Consider the following 19485-nt stretch of genomic DNA (forward strand, 5'->3'; position numbering starts at 1 on the left):
AGTACCGAAATAGGTGTCTCATCTTATTGCAAATGGACCAGAAACTGCTTTCACCTACGGGAGACAAATCTGTTTTGAACAATATTTCATGAGGAGGATGAAAATGATGAAGAGATTAGCAGGTACGGTTATTTTGTCAGGTTTGCTCGTCTGCGGGTTTGGACAGGCTCTGCCCGAAAAAGCCTCGGCCGCCGAGGTCGTTCACAAAACGATCGTAGTCGAAAAAGGACAAACGTATGACGGGAAAGGCAAGCGGCTGATTGCAGGTCCGGAGCTGGGGGACGGAAGCCAGCGCGAAGATCAAAAACCGATTTTCAAAGTGGAGAATGGCGCAACGCTCAAAAATGTCGTGCTTGGCGCTCCTGCTGCTGACGGTGTTCACACTTATGGTAACGCTTCTATAAGCAATGTTGTTTGGGAAGATGTCGGCGAAGATGCCCTGACTGTCAAAAGCGAAGGAAATGTCACGATTAACGGAGGATCAGCCCGGCTTGCCGCGGACAAAATCTTTCAGATTAATAAAGCGAGTACATTTACCGTGAAAAATTTCACTGCGGATCAAGGAGGCAAATTCATTCGCCAGCTCGGAGGCTCGACATTTAAGGCAGTGGTCAATATTGATAACTGCACGATTACAAATATGAAAGAGGCCATCTTCAGAACCGACAGCAGTACAAGTTCCGTTACGATGACAAATACAAGGTACTCAAAAGTCGGAAAGAAGTGGATCGGTGTGAAGCATATTACGGAAAGGAACAATCATGAATTTTAACTTTGATTGCAAATAAAGGCCCCCGTTCTTTATTCAGCGGGGGTCTCCAACCTTTTTTCCATTTCTTCTTTTGTATAGATCAGCCGCATCGGATTGCCGCCGACAAAAGCGCCCGGAGGCACATCTTTATGAACGAGCGTACCGGCGGAAATGACGGCGCCGTCTCCGATTTCGACGCCTGGAAGGATCGTCGTATTGGCTCCGATCATGACTTCATCGCCGATGACAACCTCGCCGAGCCGATATTCTTTTATTAAATACTCGTGCGCCAAAATGGTCGTATTGTAGCCGATCACGGTGTTACGCCCGACGGAGATCTTTTCAGGAAACATGATATCCGGCATGACCATTAAAGCAAATGAGCATTTCTCTCCGATTTTCATCCGCAAAAACGTCCGGTACATCCAATTTTTCATCCCAAGAAACGGCGTATAGCGCGCTGCCTGAATGACGATAAAGTTTTTGACCACTTTAAAAAATGGAACCGTCTGATAGATGTGCCATAAGGAATTGGCGCCGGACACCGGATAGCGCTTCGTTTTTCTCAAGCTTCCTCCACCTCAAGAATGCGAAGGAGATCGCTCATTTGCCGGAGCATAAAATCAGGCTCGTGTTTAGCCAGGCTTTCTTCTCCTTTAATCGTCCACGCAACGCCTGCTGTTTTCGTTCCGGCGTTCTTCCCTGCTAATATATCGTGGTAATTATCACCGATCATGATGGCTTCTTCCGGACGGCTGCCAAGCTTGGAAAGGGCAAGCAAAACAGGCTCGGGATCTGGCTTCGGCCGCTTGACGTCATCCAGCGTCACAACCGTCTCGAAAAAGGCATCAAGCCCCGTCAGTTTAAGCCCCATGATAACGGTGTCCCGCAGCTTTGTCGTGACAATCCCGAGCTTATACCCTTCTTCCGCGAGGCGTTCCAGCGTCTCGTAAACCGTCTCATACTCGGTTACCAGTTCATCATGCATCTGATGATTAAATGTCCGGTACATGGTGATCATTTCTTCAGCCTTATCCTTTTGAATGCTTGAGAACGTTTCATAAAGGGAAGGTCCGATGAAAGCAAGGACATCCTCCCGTTTATAGCGTCCCGGTGCATAATGGTCGAGCGTGTGCAAAAATGAGGCGATGATCAGCTCATTTGTATTGATTAGCGTTCCATCCAAATCAAATAAAACCGTATTAACTTTCATACAAAGCTTCCTTTCTGCGAACGGAATAACCCGGCTTTCTCCAGATGCGCGAAATCGCGATCGTCAGCAGAATCGCGGTTACAAGCCTGATCAACAAAAGAGGCCAGACCGGAATGCCGAGCGGGATAAATACCAATGTGTCTTCCACAACCGCGTGACAGGCAACGAGAAAAATAAACGCGAGCGTTACATCTCTTTTGCTGACGCCGTCTTCTTCGACCGCTTTGATCATAACGCCGGCCCCATATGCAAGGCCGATCGTCAGCCCGGCAACCATCGTCATTGAGGTGTTCTCTTTCATGCCGAGCATTCTCGTCAGCGGTGCAAACCACTTTGAAAAAGTATGCAGCCAGCCAAGGTCTCTCATATATTGAATGATGATCATCAGCGGTATCACGATGGCTGCAAGCTGAAGGACGCCAAGACCCGCCTTGGTGACGGCTTCAAGCGCAATTTCAAGCCAGCCGGAAGGAGCGGCGCTTTTCGCAGAGATCAAGCCGTATTGGGCCGCATCCTGACCGCCGTGCCAGACAAGGTTAATGATAAAGGCCGAAAAAACGGCGAGGCCGATGCGCACAAGCAAAATAAGCCATATTTTAATTCCGACCCTTGATGCAACGGTCGATTCGATAATCAAATTGTGGCAAAACGACAGCATCACCGCTAAAATAAACACTTCTTTAACTGTCAAATCAAGCGTTAAAATCCCCGCAATTCCGGCATACAAGTTCAGCATGTTGCCGAGCACAAGCGGTATCGCCGCTTCCCCTGACAACCCGAAAATTCCCATCGCCGGCGTGATCAGCTTGATCAACCAGTCCATCACCGGTGTATGCTGAAGCAGGCTGACAATCAGCGTGACAGGAAAAATCACTTTTCCGAGTGTCCACGTCGTTTTCAGCCCCGCCACAGCTCCGGCTTTTAAAGTTCCCTTCATTGCTGCCTCCCCTTTGTAAAATCGCTACATCTCCTGATACCGTTTAATCTCTCGCCCTTTGAAACGTCTGTAGGCTATCAGCGCAGCCGCACTGAGGATCAGGACGATTGAAATCACCTGGGCGATGCGAAGGTTCGCCGTCAGCATCAGACTGTCCGTTCTCAGGCCTTCGATATAGTAGCGTCCCATCGAATACCAAATGACATAGATTAAGAACAGCTCGCCTCGCTTTAAATTCGCTTTTCTTAAAAGAAGCAGAACGACTACTCCCGTGAAGCTCCACAGCGATTCATACAAAAAGGTAGGCTGGTAGTACTGCCCGTCGATGTACATTTGATTGATGATAAAATCAGGCAGGTGGAGGTTTTCTAAAAACGCTCTTGACACCGCCTCACCGTGCGCTTCCTGGTTCATAAAGTTTCCCCAGCGGCCGATCGCCTGACCGAGCAGGATGCTTGGAGCAGCAATATCAGCCAGCTTCCAAAACGAAAGCCCTTTGACCTTCGCATAAATGATTCCCGTCAGCACGGCGCCGATCAGTCCGCCGTGGATCGCAAGGCCGCCGTTCCATATTTGAATAATCTGGTCCGGGTGTTCACTGTAATAGCCCCATTGAAAAATGACATAGTATGCCCTTGCACATAAAATCGCAATCGGGATCGCAAAAAGCACCAAATCGACAAAGGTGTCCTTATGCAGCCCCCTCCGTTCGCCTTCCCTGACCGCCAGCCACAAGCCCAGCAAAGCGCCAAGGCCGATGATAATGCCGTACCAATGGACAGCAATCGGCCCCAGGTGAAAAGCAATCGGATTTAAAGGTTCAATCGTTTCATTCATATTGTCAGCTCCTATTCTTCAAGCTCACCATCTTCAATCACATCCGCAAGCTTATGGGTAAATTGCTCAGCGGCATTCAGACCCATTCTCTTTAGTCTGAAGTTCATTGCGGCCACTTCGATGATGACGGCAAGATTTCTTCCCGGACGAACCGGAATTGTCAGCTTCGGAACGTCTGTATCAATAATTTTCATTGTATCTTCTTCAAGCCCTAAGCGGTCATACTGCTTTCCTTGCTCCCAAAGCTCCAGACTCATGACAAGAGTAATCCGCTTAAAGCTTCTGACCGCCCCCGCGCCAAATAACGTCATGACATTGATAATGCCAAGGCCTCTGATTTCCAGGAGATGCTCAATTAATTCAGGCGCGCTTCCGATCAATGTATCCTGGTCTTCCTGTCTGATCTCAACGCAGTCATCCGCCACAAGGCGATGGCCTCTTTTGACAAGCTCCAAAGCCGTTTCGCTTTTTCCAACGCCGCTCTTTCCGATAATGAGCACCCCGACGCCGTAAACATCGACGAGGACGCCGTGAATCGCAGTTGTCGGAGCCAGCTGGCTTTCAAGAAAATTCGTCAGACGGCTTGTCAGGCGCGTCGTCTTTAACGGGGATCGAAGCACAGGCACGCCGTTTTCTTCGGAAGCCTCGATGAGTTCAGGCGGAATCGGCAAATCACGGGAAAGGATAATCGCCGGTGTAATTTCCGTGCATAACGACAGCATCCGCTGCTTTTTTTCTTCCTCTGGAAGCTTTTCAAAAAAGGTAATCTCGGTCTTCCCAAGCAGCTGAACCCTCTCTTTTGGATAGTATGTAAAATAACCAGCCATTTCAAGGCCCGGTCTTGATAAATCGCTCATCGTAATCGGACGGTTGATCCCTTCTTCTCCGCTGATGAGCTCAAGCTTAAATTTATCCATCACATCTTTTGTTCGAACTTTCGGCACGATTGATGCACCCTCCTCTTCTCAGATGAAGAACTAGACATTCAGCTTTATTCTATCACTTTCAAAATGAACCTAAAACATTTTTTGAAAATGGCCCCCCTTGACACTTCGGTGAAGTCTTCTTTTCCTGGGCTTTCTTTCAAAGCGAAAAATCAGTAGTATGTAAAGAGGAACGCGAAAAGGAAGTGAAGAACCGTTGAAATACAATATCCATGATACCACCGTGCTGAACGAAGACATTTTGACCCCGGAAGAAAAAGAGACATGGGTTCTTTATATGAAAGTACTGACCGCTGCCGGCCTGGGGGATGTCTCCGAATGGATGAAGCTCGATCTCAGCATGCCGCAAATGAAAGTTTTAATGCTTCTGAACAACCACGGCACACTGAAAGTCTCTGAAATCGCTGAAAAAATGGGCGCTTCCCTTTCAAATATGACCGGACTGCTCAGCCGCCTTGAACAAGCGAACTTCATCAAAAGAACACATTCCGAGCAAGACCGGAGAACGATTGTTGTTGAACTAACCGAAGATGCAAAGGGGATTTTTCGAAGCCTTTACAAAAAGGGCCACGAAAAGCTCAAAAAGGCGCTCCAGAAACTGAACGAACAGGAAAAAACCAAAGTGAATGAAGGCCTTACCATTCTTGAAAAAGCGTTAAAAGCTGACGATGAATAGACAAGCTGCCCGGAAAACGGCGCAGCTTTTTTTGTTGAAAAATTTCTTTTGACAAAACGTGTTTTTTTAAGGATGATTAAAATAGTTCACTCAAAGTGAATTATTCATTTTAAATTAATAAAAAAGGAGGATATATGGTGTGAACCAAAAGTGGGCCGTATTATTATTTACGATCGGCGTGTTTATGGCTGCTTTAGACAATGGCATCATTTCAGCCGCACTGACGACAATCAACGATTCTTTTCAAGTATCCCCCTCATGGGGAGCTTGGGGCATCACACTTTATACGCTCGGTTTGGCAGTCAGCGTCCCGATCGTCGGAAAGCTGTCTGACCGGTATGGACGCAAAAAGCTGTTTATCATCGAAGTCTTGCTGTTTGGCGCCGGTTCGCTGCTGGTTGCATTGAGCCAAAACTTCCCGATGTTTTTATTGGCAAGGCTGATTCAGTCGCTTGGCGGCGGCGGAATCTTTATTATCGGAAGCTCGCATATTCTCACTGCGCTGCCTAAAGAAAAACAGGGAACCGCACTGGGGCTTTTAGGTGCGATGAACGGCATCGCGGCAGTGCTCGGTCCGAATATCGGCAGCTTTATTTTGGATATGACCGGAAGCTGGCACTGGCTGTTTTTGATCAACCTTCCGATTGCCGCAGTGCTGATCATTCTCAGCGTTCCATTGATGAAAGAAACAAAAGGCGGAACACAGAAGCCGCTCGATCTGGCCGGAACTGTGCTGTTGTCTCTTGGGATTTTAGCTGTGATGTACGGAATAACGAATATAAACGGACAGCACATGTCTGCCGTCCTGTCCGATCCAAAGGTTTACTGTTTTCTTCTGATCGGCTGCGCGCTGTTTGCAGGACTCATCTTTTATGAAAAACGCATAGAACTGAAAGGCGGCGACCCGATACTTGCCTACAGCTTATTAAAAAACAAGGTGTTTCAATGGACGCTTTTTATCGGATTTTTATCCGGCGGACTCTTGGCAGCCGTTATTTTCATTCCTGCATATGCGGAACAATATTTGCATGTCGCTCCTGAAAAAGCGGGGTATTGGATGACGCCTCTGGCGCTGGCTTCGGGAATAGGAGCAGGGCTCGGCGGAATGCTCGCTGATCGGAAAGGACCGGTAAAAGCGGCATGGCTCTCGGGAATCATTTCGTTCGCCGGGTTTTTACTCTTATCCGTCTGGGTGACAGAGAAGTGGGAATTTGTTTTGGCAAGCATTATCGCAGGGGTCGGCTTTGGTTTTCTGTTAGGCGCGCCGTTAAATATGCTTGTATCAGAGGCAGCAAAACAGGATTACGGGACAGCGCTCGGCACATTATCACTCGTCAGGCAGATGGGAATGACCTTGGCGCCCGCTTTGTATGCAGGATATATAACGGCCGGCTACGAAAATATCGGCACACATATCAAACAAAAACTGAATGATGCAGGGATGCCGATAAAAGAATTTACAGGCGGTGAGTCGGACGTAGCGCGTCTGAACGAATCACTCAGCCAGATTCCCGACCCAAAAGTAAAGGACATTATAAGCGAAGCGATCCATGAAAGTGTAGGAACGGGGTTTTTTAACCTCTACTTCACAGCCGCCGTCCTCTCCCTTGCCGTCATCGCTTCTGTCAGCATTTTATCGCTTTACAGAAAAAAACAAGCCGACACGGCAACCCGTCTGAAAAAAGATGTGACAAACTAAAAAGCATTTGCTCCCCTTAGGAAAACAAATGCTTTTTACGTTCACAAATGAATACCGCAGCCAGCCAAAAGCCGATTACAGCAATTGGGGGATTTTTCATACCTGACGGCTCAAGTTTCGCTTGCTTTAACTTCATGCCGGCCGGCGGGGGGCTCCCCGACAATTGCCACAGAGCTGAGCCCACCCCGGCGGTTTGATCTATCAAAAAGGATCTCATGCCGTCATCTTTTGTCGTCAATTTCCACATCTGAGATCTGCTTTTGCCGCCGTAATGGTCAGAAGCTGCGGCGTACCAGAAATAGGTTGTGTTCGGCTGTAAATCCTTCCATGTCACTGAAGCCGTCTTTCCGCTTTTCACCGTTTTTGCTTTCCCAATTTCCTTGTTCGAAAAGACATTCAGCTCAAAATAATCGGTTTTAACCTTTTTCTTCCGTGGTTTCAGATCCGTTTTGATGTTGAACTCGTCTTTCGGGCCGAATTGGTGCGGATCATAAAAATTATAGTCGTCAAGATATGGCGAATACGTTTTGACATGGATCGTGTCATGCTTCGGATCTACATGAAGAATTCTTAAATAACCTTGGCCTCCTTCAGGACCGCCCTGATAGTCGGCAAGCATTTGATACACCTTGCGATCCGTCTTGCCGTCCCCGTTATCATCAAGCCTGTCGACTTTTAAGTTGGAGCTGTGATAGTGGCCGCTCAACACGGCGATCACATTCGGATTCCGCTTGATGATCTGTTCAAATATTTTCTCCCCGATTGGACTTCTGCTTCCGCTGACAAGCAAAAACTCGTGAAATGACAAAATCGCTTTTCGATCGGGATGGCGTTTCAGAACATCATCTATCCACTGCAGTTCTTTTTTTCCGATTCCCCACCCCATCGATACCATGATATAGTCGTTTCCCCCGCTGGAGATGAGATCGTAATGCCCTTTGTTATTCTGATAAGACCCGCCGTAATGCGGTTTTTGTTTAAAACGTCTTTCCCCGAAATACCTGCCGAATTTCAAATAAGACCGGTCTTTATGGCTGACATCGTGATTGCCCGCCAGCACGCCGTATGGAACTTGATGGTCGTCGAGAACTTTCATGAACTGGTCGGCGCGCTTCCATTGCAGCGGCTGATCCGCTTCATCCACAAGATCCCCCGTATGAAAGACGTACTGAATGTTCAGCTTATCCTTTTGTTCGGCGATCCACTTGACCTGACGTTCAAAAATGTGCGGATAGCTTTCCGAATAATATTGCGTATCAGACATCCACACAAATGTATAGTCATTTTGCGAAAGCTGAATTTGATCCTGAATGATGATGCTCGCCTTGGATTGACGGATATAATCGGCAGCTTTTATGCTTCCTTTGAGGGTGAAAGGTTTTTCATCCTTTGCAACATGGAATGTCAGCGTCTCCCACCTCTTGCTCGTCCAATTCCAAGCGAACATGGAGACTTTTCTGCCGGGAAGCGAACTGCCTCGCCACCGCACTTCCACCTTGTCGTTCGGCCCCGTATTTTCATCCACTTTGACATCAAAGCGATGGTACGGAAACTTTGTTGTTGATGACGTTTCAAAACCTTTTCCGTCAGGTGCGGACATGCCGCTGCGCTCTTCTTTTGTCAGCGCCTTTTCCCCTCTGACCGCAAAGCTTTGCGGAGGTTCCGTCCCGCTTTCGTTCGCTGACACGTCAACGTGCTCTTCGTCTTTTACAGTGTACTGAAACCCTTGATGGAATGACACTTTCATCTTATCTTTGGTCGGGTCCTTGACGCGAACGGCCAGCTTAGCTTGTGTGCTGCCGGGGGCATTTTTGACCTGGGAGGGCTTCTCCGGCTTTTCCTCTTTAATATAAAATGCCTTTTTCACGATTGACAGGTTGCCGGCGCTGTCCTCCGCTTTTATTTTCAGTTCGTGCTTTCCCGCATCCAGGCCGGCAGAAGATATAAAATAGGGAAGCGCTATTTTTTTGCCGTCAAGAACGGCTTTTATGCTTTTCACACCGCTCCATTTATCGTGTGCGACCGCATTGATCTCAAACGATCCTTTATACGTCCTGCCGTCTTTTAGTGACGTTTTGATCTCAGGGCCTGTATTATCAACCGTCACCCTGCGGATGAGCCTTTCTTCGCCATTCTCCGCTTCAACGATGTGCGGCCCTTCATCCCAGGCCTGTGTATGCCATTGACTGGCAAGCGATGTAAACTTGGCTTCCGGAATCGAAAAACGGAATTCATACCATTCGCGCGCCCCTGGACCGTCGCCGGCCGGAAGCTCAGCTTTCGGATCGTCGTACTGCTCATCGCGAATGATGGTCCCATCCGCTAAGATAAGACGGGGATTCTTGAGGACAAAATCATCCCTGTTTTCTTCTGCAGATTGTTCAAATGGGGTTGACTTCGTGCCTGAACGAACTTTAATCGCAAACGGCTTTCCTTTTTTTAATTCCTCCGGAGAAACCGGAACCGTAATGGTCGTATACCGGCGGCGCGAATCGTCAAAAACTTTTTGAACCCTTCTGCCGATCGTTATAGCATTTTTAAAATACAGATTTGTTTGATTGACATCGAATGCAAAGTAGGCTTTTTTTTCAAGCGCTGATTCACCTTTTTTTTGTTCAATTCCGTCAATCCGAATTGTCGTTTCAAAAGGCGGCTTTTCTGCTGTGGCTTTCAACAGCATTTTTCCGGAAACGGTTCCGCCTTCGCTTACATTCAGCCTGAGCCCCTTTAAAATCCGCTGTTCAAGCGGTATCGTTTTCTTTTCAGTCGCCGTAACATTTGATCCATCGCCGGCCCGCATATAGTATTCCACTTTTTCTTTGCCAATGAGCTCGGCAAAATAGATATTGTGGCGGTACAAACCGTCATTGCGGCTTTTTTCAACACGGACTTCAGTAAACGGCTCATCATCATTCATACGGTAGAAAAACTGCGCCTGTTTCACTTGCCGATTGTCTTTCATGTCAGCTAAGAGCTGAATCGTTTCACCCGGTTTGACCGCTTGATGATCCGTCATATCATGGATCGCCGGCTTTTCTCTGTCAGGCATGACCGTCACCGTCTGTGAAGGAACCTGCGCCTTCAGAAGCGAACCAGGAGACGGTGTTTCTTCCCCGGCCGATATCATTTTCATATGCTTCGTTCCATCCAGCGGATATCGATAAAGAAGCGCTTTATTTTTAGTGACATCAGTTTTATCCGGCTTGCTTTGATAACGGGCGGATGCGACCTCTTCCCCGCTGTTTGTGCAGATAATCACCTCTCTCGGCGCCGTATTCGCCAGGCCGCTCCCTTTGAGAACAGAAAGCGTTTTGCCTTTACGAAGGTGAACACCGTAATGCTGATTGAAGTCATCTTCCGTCAAATGTCCGTTTGAGCGGTTTTTCACCCAAAACACGTGTGTTTGACCGGAAGGAATCGTCACATCATCGCGTTCAAAAGGCCAGACGGTGTCTGATTCCTTGCCCTTTTCAGGATGCCTGTATTTCATTTTGTAATTGTTCAGATGAACAGCTTTATTGGTATTGTTATAAACTTCAATAAATTCATAGCCGTCCTTTGCACCGGTGTTTGACGTGTCGACAGCCATTTCCGTGATCAACAGCTCCGGAAGCTTTTGTGTATCCGTACGTACGCCTTTCAGGGCGACAGTATACACATCCGTCTTCACAGAGGAACGACCGGCCTGAGCCTCAATGTAATACTGGACTTTGTCGGATGCTATGGATTCGCTTTCCAACTTGGCAATATAGCCGTTCTGTTTGCCCGGCTCTACTTCCATCGGAATCCCCCGATACGGCAATTCGGCATGCTGCTTGTAATACAGAATGACCGTGTCAGCGGCCGCCTCCGCGGAAAAATACAAGTCGTCTCCTTTTTTTACTTGTTCAACAGAAGTATGCCTGATGGCCGGTGAACTAAGCTGAATGTGCTCTTTTTCCGCCGCGGACGATATCGGCATCTGTAAGGCAAAAAGTAAAACTGCGGCCAGAAACAAAAGGGTTTGGCGATTTCTGTACTTTTTCATCGTCTACCTCCCTTTCGTATTTTGCCTTTACAGATCATTTTTATGAAAGAGACATCCGTGCAAAAAAAAGAAGCCTGATGAATCATCAGACTTCAACTTATTTTTTGGACATCGGTTCGATAATTGCTTTTTGAATGAGCAAGTGGAAAACCGACAGGACGATCGACGCAAAAATGGCTGTCCCAAAGCCGTCCAGGTCAAAACTGTCCCCCATAATGGATGCGGTCATATAAAGAGTAATCGCATTGATGATAAACAAAAATAAACCTAACGTAATCACCGTGACAGGCAGCGTCAAAATCACCAGCACCGGCTTCACAAACATATTTAAGATCGATAAAATCAAACTTGCCGTGATGGCTGCCCCGATGCTTCTGACGTGAACCGAATCAAAGTAACCAGCAATAACGATTAATAATAAGGCATTGACAAGAACGTTTATGATCCATTTCATCATCTGTCGACGTCCCCTTCATTCGGCACTAGGAATACCCAGACAATATAAATCAGCAGAACGGGAACTCCGGTCGAAAATATAAATAATAGAACCGTAATGATTCTCAGCAATGACGCATCCATATTTAAATACTCAGCAAGACCCCCGACGACCCCGGCAATCTTTCTGTCTGTTTCGGATCGAAATAGCCTTTTCATTGTATCACTCCTGTGTATGGTTTAAATGGATCGATCCTGTCTTCGATTCCAAAAAAACAGTCATGCTATGATCATGATTTTGATTTGCTTTTAGATACATTTCTTTCTGGATTGTCTCGTTTTTTTCTTTTAAAATTTCCGCATCTGACAGATCATGAGACAGAGAACCGAGATTGCTTTTCAGCTCCGCTGTCACAGCGCAGTCCCGGGGAACATTCAGCTCTACGCTTCCAGTCGTTGTTTTCACGTATGCCGTCCGGCAGTGCGGATTTTTGACTGTTGCAGCAATATTACCGTTAAAGCTCTGCAGGTCAAGTGCATCGCATGAACCTTTAAGATCGATCAATCCATTGATGGTTTCCGCTTCAATCTCTCCGCAAGTATGGTCGGCGAGTTTGATTTGCCCATTTGCAGTTTCCAATGAAGCTTTTCCTGCCGTGAGAGCAGAGAACGACAGCACGCCGTTCGTCGTTTTGGCGGACAGCTCTTTTACGTTTAAATGTTCCCCTCTGACCGGGCCGTTAAACAGCTTAAAGCGGATTTTGCCGTACTCTTTGTCCGGTATATAGACGGTAAGGTTGGTCTTCATTGTTTTTTTCTCCGTGCGGATCGTGAACTTATCGCCTTCCACACCGCAGTCGATATGCTGGAGAAAAGCCTGCCTTGCTTCATCCTGATTTTCGGCGCGGTACACTTTTGCCTGGCATTCGACTCTGATGTCGGAATCGTTCCATGGTACAAGGTTGACGCTGCCGTTGGCAAGCTGAATATCCAGAGTCGAAAAATCGGAGTCTTTGAACTGGAATATATGCTGAACCTCGAACGAGTGCCCGAAATTCAAATCCAGGTCTGCTTCTTTCACTTTTTTTACAGCGGTATCAATCCATTCGAACAGTTTGGAACCGATTGAAGGCTTCGGTTCTTTTTTCTTTTCGCTGTAGAAGTCTTCCGCATCAATGACATTTTCAGACAGAGCTGTCACCTTGCTCTCCGTTTCCCTATAGTCTTCTTCAAGTTTTTCGATCAGGATCAGCGCCTCTTTCGCAGACAGTTTTCCTTCCTCGACCAATTTTAAAATTCGCTCTTTCTCATGCTTCATGAAAAGCTCCCCCGTTCTCCTTCTTTTAGGCCTGAGTCAGCATTTTAATCCCTTGAACAACGTTCCAGACCACAATAATCAAGCTGATGATCCCGAAAAAAACAAAACCTCCGACCATGAAAATGACCGCCAAATAACCGCCGTCATTAAAGATAAGCGAACCGCTGATCGCGCCTGCTGCCAATATGACTACGCTTATAAACGGAATAATATGCGAAATAAGCGAACGCATCGCATGCTTTTTCGTTTCTTGATCATCTGTTATAAAATACGCAGCGATTGGCAAAATAAGCGGGGCAAAAAAAACGCTAAAATAACAAATTGCAGAAATCAGTGCGTTGTTTCTCGTCATGCAAAACACTCCTTATCGATGTAAAGCGTTCTTGTGAGTCTAATGTACAGTGACCTTATACTCAGTTTACGTGTATCTTGGCCTTTAGGTTTCATTTTCATTCGATCGGCGTGCGTCAAACTTCGCGAATTGATTTTTTTAGATTTTATGAATAGATTCTTTTTTTATAACCCTTTAAAATATGTGGCAAAGCCAAAGAAAAGGAGCGAGCGTTATGAAACAGAAATCGGAAGTACCCACCTCATCCGCCTCCCAGCTTCTTAGTCTGATTCAGGAACAAAAAAGGATGAATCAGGAGATCGTGAACCGATTGGAAGCGATCAACTCCGCTCCTCCGCTTTCCAGCGAAATCCGCTATTTAAAGGTTCTGCTCAACAGCAGCAGCACCCACATTTTAAACAGTATGATTGAAGCGGCCAAACACATCAGCCGGACTGAGCGTTAAACGTTCTCACGAAGTTCGTTTGATATTTCAACCAGATTTCCGTCGGGATCTCTGATATACACCGAAACGATCGGTCCTTCAGCGCCCGTCCGCTCTGCGGGGCCTTCTTCAATCTGAATGGACAGCCCTTCCAGATGACGGATCACATCATCAATGCCTGTATTTGTGATGAAACACAGGTCCAGGGAGCCGGGCACCGGGTGCTGTGCCTTCGGCTCATATTCTTTTCCAGCCTCGTGGAGGTTTATTTTTTGCCTGCCGAATGTCAGCGCTTTTCTTCCTTCTCTAAAAGTGACCGCATCCATCCCCAACACACGGCTGTAAAATTCGCATGTCGCTTCAAGGTCTTTGACCGTCAGGACCAGATGATCAATCCGATCGATCTTCATCACCCCATCCCCCTTTATGGTTTGTTTTTTACGTTATAACAGCTATTGAATAAAAGAGCAATGAAAATCTTTTGAACAAAGCTTGCCGCTGATCATTCGGCCATTGAAAAAGCTGCCGACGTGAGATCGGCAGCATGTTATTTACGGTCTGACAGCTTCTTTTTCCTGAAGCCGCTTTTTCATTCTGTTTTTGTCGCGTTCAATGATCGGTTTTAAATAATGGCCGGTATATGACCCTTCAACTTTCATGACTTCTTCGGGCGGTCCGGAGGCCACGATCGTCCCCCCGCCGTCTCCTCCTTCAGGGCCCAAATCGATCAAATAATCAGCTGCTTTTATAATATCGAGATTGTGTTCGATTACAAGCACGGTATCTCCATTATCGACCAGGCGCTGCAGAACGGCCAAAAGCCTTGCGATATCATCGACATGCAGTCCTGTCGTCGGCTCGTCCAAGATATAGAGTGATCTTCCCGTTGAACGGCGATGAAGTTCAGATGCCAATTTGACCCGCTGCGCTTCTCCCCCGGAAAGCGTTGTAGCCGGCTGTCCGAGCGTAATATAGCCAAGCCCGACATCATAGAGGGTCTGCAGCTTGCGCTTGATTTTCGGGATGTTCTCAAAAAATTGAACGGCATTTTCGACCGTCATCTCAAGCACGTCAGAAATGTTTTTACCTTTGTATGTGACCTGAAGCGTTTCACGGTTGTATCTCTTTCCGTGGCAAACCTCACAAGGAACGTATACATCGGGCAGGAAGTGCATTTCGATTTTAATAATTCCGTCGCCTTTGCAGGCTTCACAGCGCCCGCCTTTGACGTTAAAGCTGAAGCGCCCTTTTTTGTATCCTCTGACTTTCGCTTCATTCGTCTGGGCAAACACGTCACGGATGTCATCGAACACGCCGGTATATGTGGCCGGGTTTGACCTCGGCGTCCGGCCGATCGGAGACTGGTCGATGTCGATCACTTTATCGAGGTGCTCGATTCCTTTTATTTCTTTGTATTCTCCCGGTTTTGCCTTCGCCCGATGCAGCTTCTGAGCCAGCGTTTTGTGGAGAATTTCATTGACGAGCGTGCTTTTCCCTGATCCCGATACCCCGGTGACAGCTGTGAACACGCCGAGCGGAAACTTCACGGAAACATTTTTCAAGTTGTTTTCCTTTGCGCCTTTTACCTCGATAAAACGGTTGTCAGGCTTCCTTCTCTCGGCAGGAAGAGGAATGAATTTTTTCCCTGAGAGGTACTGCCCTGTCAGCGATTGATCATCGTTCATCACTTCTTCCGGTGTTCCGGCAGAGATCACTTCTCCCCCGTGTACGCCCGCGCCGGGTCCGATATCAATTAAATAGTCGGCGGCAAGCATCGTGTCCTCGTCATGCTCGACGACGATCAAGGTGTTTCCGATATCCCTCATGTTTTTGAGCGTATCAATCAGGCGGTCATTATCGCGCTGATGAAGACCGATTGACGGCTCATCAAGAATGTAGAGGACACCGGTCAGCCTTGAGCCGATTTGCGTTGCAAGCCTGATCCGCTGCGCTTCTCCTCCCGACAGAGTGCCGGCGGCGCGGCTGAGCGTCAAATAGTCAAGCCCGACATTGTTCAAAAATCCAAGGCGCTCTTTAATCTCCCGCAAAATGAGGTTGGCGATCTTCATGTCTTTTTCCGAAAGTTCAAGTTCACGGAAAAATTGAAGGGCGTTAGAAACCGACATTTCGGTTATTTTGCCGATATGAAGGCCGTTTACCAGTACGGCGAGGGATTCCTTTTTCAGACGGTAGCCTTTGCATGAAGGGCACGGCTGATTGGCCATGTATTTTTCCATCAGTTCCCGAACGTAATCAGAGCTCGTTTCTTTATAGCGCCTTTCGATATTGCGGATGACGCCTTCGAACTCAATGTAGTTTTCCCGGACCTGTCCGAAGTCGTTTTCATATCTGAAATAAATCTGCTCGTCTCCGCTGCCGTAAAGGATTTTTTCAAGCTGGTGCTTCGGCAGCTCCCTGACCGGAACATCCATATCGATTCCATAATGGCTGCATACCGCTTCAAGCAGCTTCGGATAATACTGGGAGCTTTGCGGTTCCCAAGGTGCAATCGCATTCTCCTTTAGCGACAGCTCATCGTTTGGAATGACGAGCTCTACATCGACTTCCAGCTTGGACCCGAGGCCGTCGCAGCTCGGACACGCGCCGAACGGGCTGTTGAAAGAGAACATTCTCGGCTCCAGTTCACCGATTGAAAAACCGCAGTGCGGGCAGGCATGATGTTCGCTGAAAAGCAGCTCTTCCTGTCCGATCACATCGATGATCACGCGGCCTTCACCGAGGCGGAGCGCCGTTTCGAGCGAGTCTGTGAGACGGGCTGCTACCCCTTCTTTTATAACGATACGGTCGACGACGACTTCAATCGAATGCTTTTTATTCTTTTCGAGCTCGATGTCTTCTGAGAGGTCGTTCATTTCGCCGTCGATCCGGACTCTCACATAGCCTTGTTTTCTGATTTGGTCGAGCACCTTCACGTGCGAACCTTTTCTTCCCGAGACGATCGGCGCGAGCACCTGGATCTTCGTGCGCTCGGGATATTCCAAAATTCTGTCCGTCATCTGTTCGATCGTTTGCGAGGTAATTTCAATGCCGTGAACCGGGCAGACCGGCTTTCCGATTCTGGCAAACAGCAGCCGGAGATAATCATAGATTTCCGTCACCGTTCCGACTGTCGACCGGGGGTTCCGGCTCGTCGTTTTCTGATCGATGCTGATCGCCGGCGACAGGCCTTCGATCGCATCGACGTCGGGTTTGTCCATCTGTCCTAAAAACTGGCGGGCATACGCGGAGAGAGACTCGACATAGCGCCGTTGCCCCTCTGCATATATCGTATCGAACGCAAGGGATGATTTCCCTGATCCCGAAAGACCTGTCAGCACGACAAGCTGGTCCCTCGGAATAGAGACATCGATATTTTTCAGGTTGTGGGCCCTTGCACCTTTCACCTCAATTCGTTTCGTTGCCATTCTCCATTCATCCTTCCGATTTTAACTCTAGGAGCAAGTCGCGAAGCTCAGCGGCACGTTCAAAGTCAAGCGCTTTTGCGGCTTCCTTCATGTCGTTTTCCATTTGAGCGATCACTTTTTCCCGCTCTTTCTTCGTCATCTTCGAAAGCTTCGGCTCCTCTTTTGCTTGATATTCTTCCTGCTCTTCAGCAGCATGAGTTGCCCGGATGACGTCCCTGATCTTTTTGTTGATCGTTTTCGGCGTAATGCCGTGTTTATCATTATAGGCCTCCTGCTGTTCGCGGCGGCGCTTCGTTTCATTGATTGCGATTTCCATTGAGTTGGTGATTTTGTCGGCATACATGATCACGCGGCCTTCGGCATTTCTGGCGGCGCGGCCGATTGTTTGGATGAGCGAACGCTCAGACCGCAAAAAGCCTTCTTTGTCTGCATCAAGGATGGCGACAAGTGAAACCTCCGGAATATCGAGTCCTTCCCTCAGCAGGTTGATGCCAATGAGAACGTCATGCTTGCCGAGGCGAAGGTCGCGGATGATCTCGATCCGCTCCAGCGTTTTAATCTCGGAATGCAGGTACGTGACCTTGATTCCGATTTCTTTCAGATAATCCGTCAAATCCTCGGACATTTTTTTCGTCAGCGTAGTGACGAGGACGCGTTCATTCCGCTCGATTCTCTGCTGGATTTCGCCGATCAGATCATCGATCTGCCCTTCAATCGGCCTTACCTCAATGATCGGATCAAGCAGCCCCGTCGGCCGGATGATCTGCTCTACCATTTCAGGCGTATGCTCAAGTTCATAAGGGCCCGGCGTAGCCGACACATACACGATGTTGTGAATGTGCTTTTCAAACTCTTCAAACCTGAGCGGACGGTTATCCAAAGCGGAAGGGAGCCTGAATCCGTGATCGACGAGAACCTGTTTCCTCGCCTGGTCTCCGTTGTACATTCCTCTGATCTGCGGCATGGTGACATGCGACTCGTCTATGACCATCAGGAAATCGTCCGGAAAGTAATCGAGCAGCGTATATGGAGTCGAACCTGCCGGACGAAGCGTCAAATGCCTTGAATAGTTTTCGATGCCCGAGCAAAAGCCCATTTCGCGCATCATTTCCAAATCGTATCTCGTCCGCTGTTCCAGACGCTGGGCTTCAAGGAGCTTGCCTTCTTCACGAAGCGCTTTAAGGCGCTCTTCCAGCTCCTCTTCAATGTTTATGATCGCTTTCTTCATCTTTTCTTCCCGCGTGACGAAGTGGGAAGCCGGGAAGATCGCGACGTGTTCCCTCTCCCCTAAAATTTCGCCTGTCAGGGCATCCACTTCCCTGATTCGTTCGATTTCGTCCCCGAAAAATTCAACCCGGATGCAGTGCTCATCCCTTGAAGCCGGGAAAATCTCGACGACATCGCCGCGCACCCTGAATGTTCCGCGCTGAAAGTCGATATCATTCCGCGCATATTGGATGTCAACGAGCTTTCTGAGCAGCTCATTTCGCTCGATTTCCATTTCCGCTCTGAGCGAGAGCACCAGTTCCCTGTATTCCTCTGGGGAACCCAAGCCGTAAATACAAGAAACACTCGCCACAATGATGACATCTTTGCGTTCAAAAAGAGCAGACGTGGCAGAGTGCCTTAATTTATCAATCTCATCGTTAATGCTGGCATCTTTTTCGATAAATGTATCAGTCTGAGGCACGTAAGCTTCAGGCTGGTAATAGTCATAATAGCTGACAAAATATTCGACTGCGTTGTTTGGGAAAAATTCCTTAAACTCGCTGTACAGCTGTCCGGCGAGCGTTTTGTTGTGGGCGATGACGAGAGTCGGTTTGTTGACTTCTTTAATCACGTTTGACATCGTAAACGTCTTTCCTGTACCGGTCGCCCCCAAAAGCGTCTGATGCTTTCTGCCTTCATTGATTCCTTTGACAAGCTGATCAATCGCTTTCGGCTGATCCCCCTGGGGCTGATAATTCGAGACTAATTCAAAGCGGTCTTTCACAAAAAAGCCTCCGTTTCTTTACGAAATCTTCCTGCTTATTATTTTAACACACCCGAAGTAAAAATACGAACTAAAGTTCGGTTTCTGTGTTTTCCCACAAAAGCCGGCCCTTCCTGATCTATCAAAAAACCCCTCCTTTTTGTCATCAAAAGCAGGGCTTTACGGCAATCATTCTTACGATTTCTATGAGTCTTCCTTCTTTTCGCCCGCCTTTTTCGCCGCATAGAGTGAACCGGCCACGAGCGAGACGATATCAAGTCCTACAATAAAAAAGGTTTCCGTATAACCTTTTAAATATGAAGCGAACAACAGCGCTGCGGTCAGCGCAATCCCGACGTAATGGTTATAGGTCACCCTTGTAAAAAACAAGACAAGCAAGAAAGGAAATATCAGTGCAAAAACGGCTTTTGTAAACACAAAAACCCTCCTCACGTTTCTTGATCTTATTCGATTA

The 19485-nt window shown here is 47.8% G+C and carries 18 protein-coding genes; 4 read left to right on the forward strand and 14 right to left on the reverse strand.

Annotated features, from left to right (window positions below; translation table 11 throughout):
• Positions 1-106 precede the first annotated feature (106 nt).
• The gene (locus MHH76_RS18600) at positions 107-772 is read left to right on the forward strand and encodes a pectate lyase (protein WP_035339279.1); all 666 of its coding nucleotides are present in this window, start codon (positions 107-109) and stop codon (positions 770-772) included.
• Between the two features lie 29 nt (positions 773-801).
• Here MHH76_RS18600 and MHH76_RS18605 read toward each other — a convergent pair whose 3' ends face one another.
• The 5 genes from MHH76_RS18605 to hprK are packed head-to-tail and all read right to left on the reverse strand — an operon-like array spanning position 802 to position 4682.
• Positions 802-1320 (reverse strand): acyltransferase, encoded by a 519-nt coding sequence (locus tag MHH76_RS18605; protein ID WP_020453074.1) that lies wholly within the window; start codon positions 1318-1320, stop codon positions 802-804.
• Positions 1317-1964 (reverse strand): pyrophosphatase PpaX, encoded by a 648-nt coding sequence (ppaX, locus tag MHH76_RS18610; RefSeq protein WP_020453075.1) that lies wholly within the window; start codon positions 1962-1964, stop codon positions 1317-1319. Before ppaX ends, MHH76_RS18605 begins: the two co-directional genes overlap by 4 nt.
• Positions 1954-2901, reverse strand: coding sequence for a nucleoside recognition domain-containing protein (locus tag MHH76_RS18615; RefSeq protein ID WP_020453076.1), 948 nt, complete (start codon positions 2899-2901; stop codon positions 1954-1956). Before MHH76_RS18615 ends, ppaX begins: the two co-directional genes overlap by 11 nt.
• Positions 2902-2925: 24 nt before the next feature.
• Positions 2926-3738: a prolipoprotein diacylglyceryl transferase gene (lgt, locus tag MHH76_RS18620; RefSeq protein ID WP_020453077.1), complete on the reverse strand. Its 813-nt coding sequence runs from the start codon at positions 3736-3738 to the stop codon at positions 2926-2928.
• A gap of 11 nt (positions 3739-3749) precedes the next feature.
• Positions 3750-4682: an HPr(Ser) kinase/phosphatase gene (gene hprK / locus MHH76_RS18625; RefSeq protein WP_020453078.1), complete on the reverse strand. Its 933-nt coding sequence runs from the start codon at positions 4680-4682 to the stop codon at positions 3750-3752.
• Between the two features lie 196 nt (positions 4683-4878).
• Between hprK and MHH76_RS18630 the strand changes: the two genes are divergently transcribed.
• Positions 4879-5358 (forward strand): MarR family transcriptional regulator, encoded by a 480-nt coding sequence (locus MHH76_RS18630; protein ID WP_020453079.1) that lies wholly within the window; start codon positions 4879-4881, stop codon positions 5356-5358.
• Positions 5359-5497: 139 nt separating this feature from the next.
• A complete protein-coding gene (locus tag MHH76_RS18635) occupies positions 5498-7057 on the forward strand; it encodes an MFS transporter (protein ID WP_020453080.1) in 1560 nt (519 codons plus the stop codon).
• Positions 7058-7073: 16 nt separating this feature from the next.
• On the opposite strand, the gene MHH76_RS18640 is transcribed toward MHH76_RS18635, so the two are convergent.
• From MHH76_RS18640 to MHH76_RS18660, 5 genes are all read right to left on the reverse strand, one after another.
• Positions 7074-11084, reverse strand: coding sequence for a metallophosphoesterase (locus tag MHH76_RS18640; protein WP_043054486.1), 4011 nt, complete (start codon positions 11082-11084; stop codon positions 7074-7076).
• 97 nt (positions 11085-11181) lie between these two features.
• Positions 11182-11541 (reverse strand): phage holin family protein, encoded by a 360-nt coding sequence (locus MHH76_RS18645; RefSeq protein WP_023856370.1) that lies wholly within the window; start codon positions 11539-11541, stop codon positions 11182-11184.
• Positions 11538-11738, reverse strand: coding sequence for a PspC domain-containing protein (locus tag MHH76_RS18650; RefSeq protein WP_020453083.1), 201 nt, complete (start codon positions 11736-11738; stop codon positions 11538-11540). Before MHH76_RS18650 ends, MHH76_RS18645 begins: the two co-directional genes overlap by 4 nt.
• A gap of 4 nt (positions 11739-11742) precedes the next feature.
• Positions 11743-12837, reverse strand: a complete 1095-nt coding sequence (locus MHH76_RS18655) for a DUF4097 domain-containing protein (protein WP_020453084.1) — start codon at positions 12835-12837, stop codon at positions 11743-11745.
• Between the two features lie 25 nt (positions 12838-12862).
• Positions 12863-13189 carry a DUF4870 domain-containing protein gene (locus tag MHH76_RS18660; protein ID WP_020453085.1) on the reverse strand — a complete coding sequence of 109 codons (327 nt, stop codon included), beginning with the start codon at positions 13187-13189 and terminating at the stop codon, positions 12863-12865.
• A 214-nt stretch (positions 13190-13403) separates the two neighbouring features.
• Between MHH76_RS18660 and MHH76_RS18665 the strand changes: the two genes are divergently transcribed.
• Positions 13404-13634, forward strand: coding sequence for a hypothetical protein (locus MHH76_RS18665; RefSeq protein ID WP_043054487.1), 231 nt, complete (start codon positions 13404-13406; stop codon positions 13632-13634).
• On the opposite strand, the gene MHH76_RS18670 is transcribed toward MHH76_RS18665, so the two are convergent.
• The 4 genes from MHH76_RS18670 to MHH76_RS18685 form a co-directional block, all read right to left on the reverse strand.
• Entirely contained in the window at positions 13631-14023 is a 393-nt protein-coding gene (locus tag MHH76_RS18670; protein WP_031305052.1) for a VOC family protein, read from the reverse strand. The genes MHH76_RS18665 and MHH76_RS18670 overlap by 4 nt on opposite strands.
• Positions 14024-14164: 141 nt before the next feature.
• Positions 14165-17038, reverse strand: a complete 2874-nt coding sequence (uvrA, locus tag MHH76_RS18675; RefSeq protein WP_020453087.1) for an excinuclease ABC subunit UvrA — start codon at positions 17036-17038, stop codon at positions 14165-14167.
• A 7-nt stretch (positions 17039-17045) separates the two neighbouring features.
• A complete protein-coding gene (gene uvrB, locus MHH76_RS18680; RefSeq protein WP_020453088.1) occupies positions 17046-19031 on the reverse strand; it encodes an excinuclease ABC subunit UvrB in 1986 nt (661 codons plus the stop codon).
• 183 nt (positions 19032-19214) lie between these two features.
• Positions 19215-19448, reverse strand: coding sequence for a CsbA family protein (locus MHH76_RS18685; protein ID WP_020453089.1), 234 nt, complete (start codon positions 19446-19448; stop codon positions 19215-19217).
• Positions 19449-19485 lie beyond the last annotated feature (37 nt).

Origin of the sequence: Bacillus sp. FSL L8-0193 (assembly GCF_037976065.1) — a bacterium.
Taxonomy (GTDB): domain Bacteria; phylum Bacillota; class Bacilli; order Bacillales; family Bacillaceae; genus Bacillus; species Bacillus paralicheniformis.

Coding starts and splice junctions, on each gene's coding strand:
- MHH76_RS18600 (WP_035339279.1), top strand. CDS start 107: ATGAAGAGATTAGCAGGTACGGTTATTTTGTCAGGTTTGCTCGTCTGC.
- ppaX (WP_020453075.1), bottom strand. CDS start 1,964: ATGAAAGTTAATACGGTTTTATTTGATTTGGATGGAACGCTAATCAAT.
- MHH76_RS18615 (WP_020453076.1), bottom strand. CDS start 2,901: ATGAAGGGAACTTTAAAAGCCGGAGCTGTGGCGGGGCTGAAAACGACG.
- lgt (WP_020453077.1), bottom strand. CDS start 3,738: ATGAATGAAACGATTGAACCTTTAAATCCGATTGCTTTTCACCTGGGG.
- MHH76_RS18640 (WP_043054486.1), bottom strand. CDS start 11,084: ATGAAAAAGTACAGAAATCGCCAAACCCTTTTGTTTCTGGCCGCAGTT.
- MHH76_RS18645 (WP_023856370.1), bottom strand. CDS start 11,541: ATGATGAAATGGATCATAAACGTTCTTGTCAATGCCTTATTATTAATC.
- MHH76_RS18650 (WP_020453083.1), bottom strand. CDS start 11,738: ATGAAAAGGCTATTTCGATCCGAAACAGACAGAAAGATTGCCGGGGTC.
- MHH76_RS18655 (WP_020453084.1), bottom strand. CDS start 12,837: ATGAAGCATGAGAAAGAGCGAATTTTAAAATTGGTCGAGGAAGGAAAA.
- MHH76_RS18660 (WP_020453085.1), bottom strand. CDS start 13,189: ATGACGAGAAACAACGCACTGATTTCTGCAATTTGTTATTTTAGCGTT.
- MHH76_RS18665 (WP_043054487.1), top strand. CDS start 13,404: ATGAAACAGAAATCGGAAGTACCCACCTCATCCGCCTCCCAGCTTCTT.
- MHH76_RS18670 (WP_031305052.1), bottom strand. CDS start 14,023: ATGAAGATCGATCGGATTGATCATCTGGTCCTGACGGTCAAAGACCTT.
- uvrA (WP_020453087.1), bottom strand. CDS start 17,038: ATGGCAACGAAACGAATTGAGGTGAAAGGTGCAAGGGCCCACAACCTG.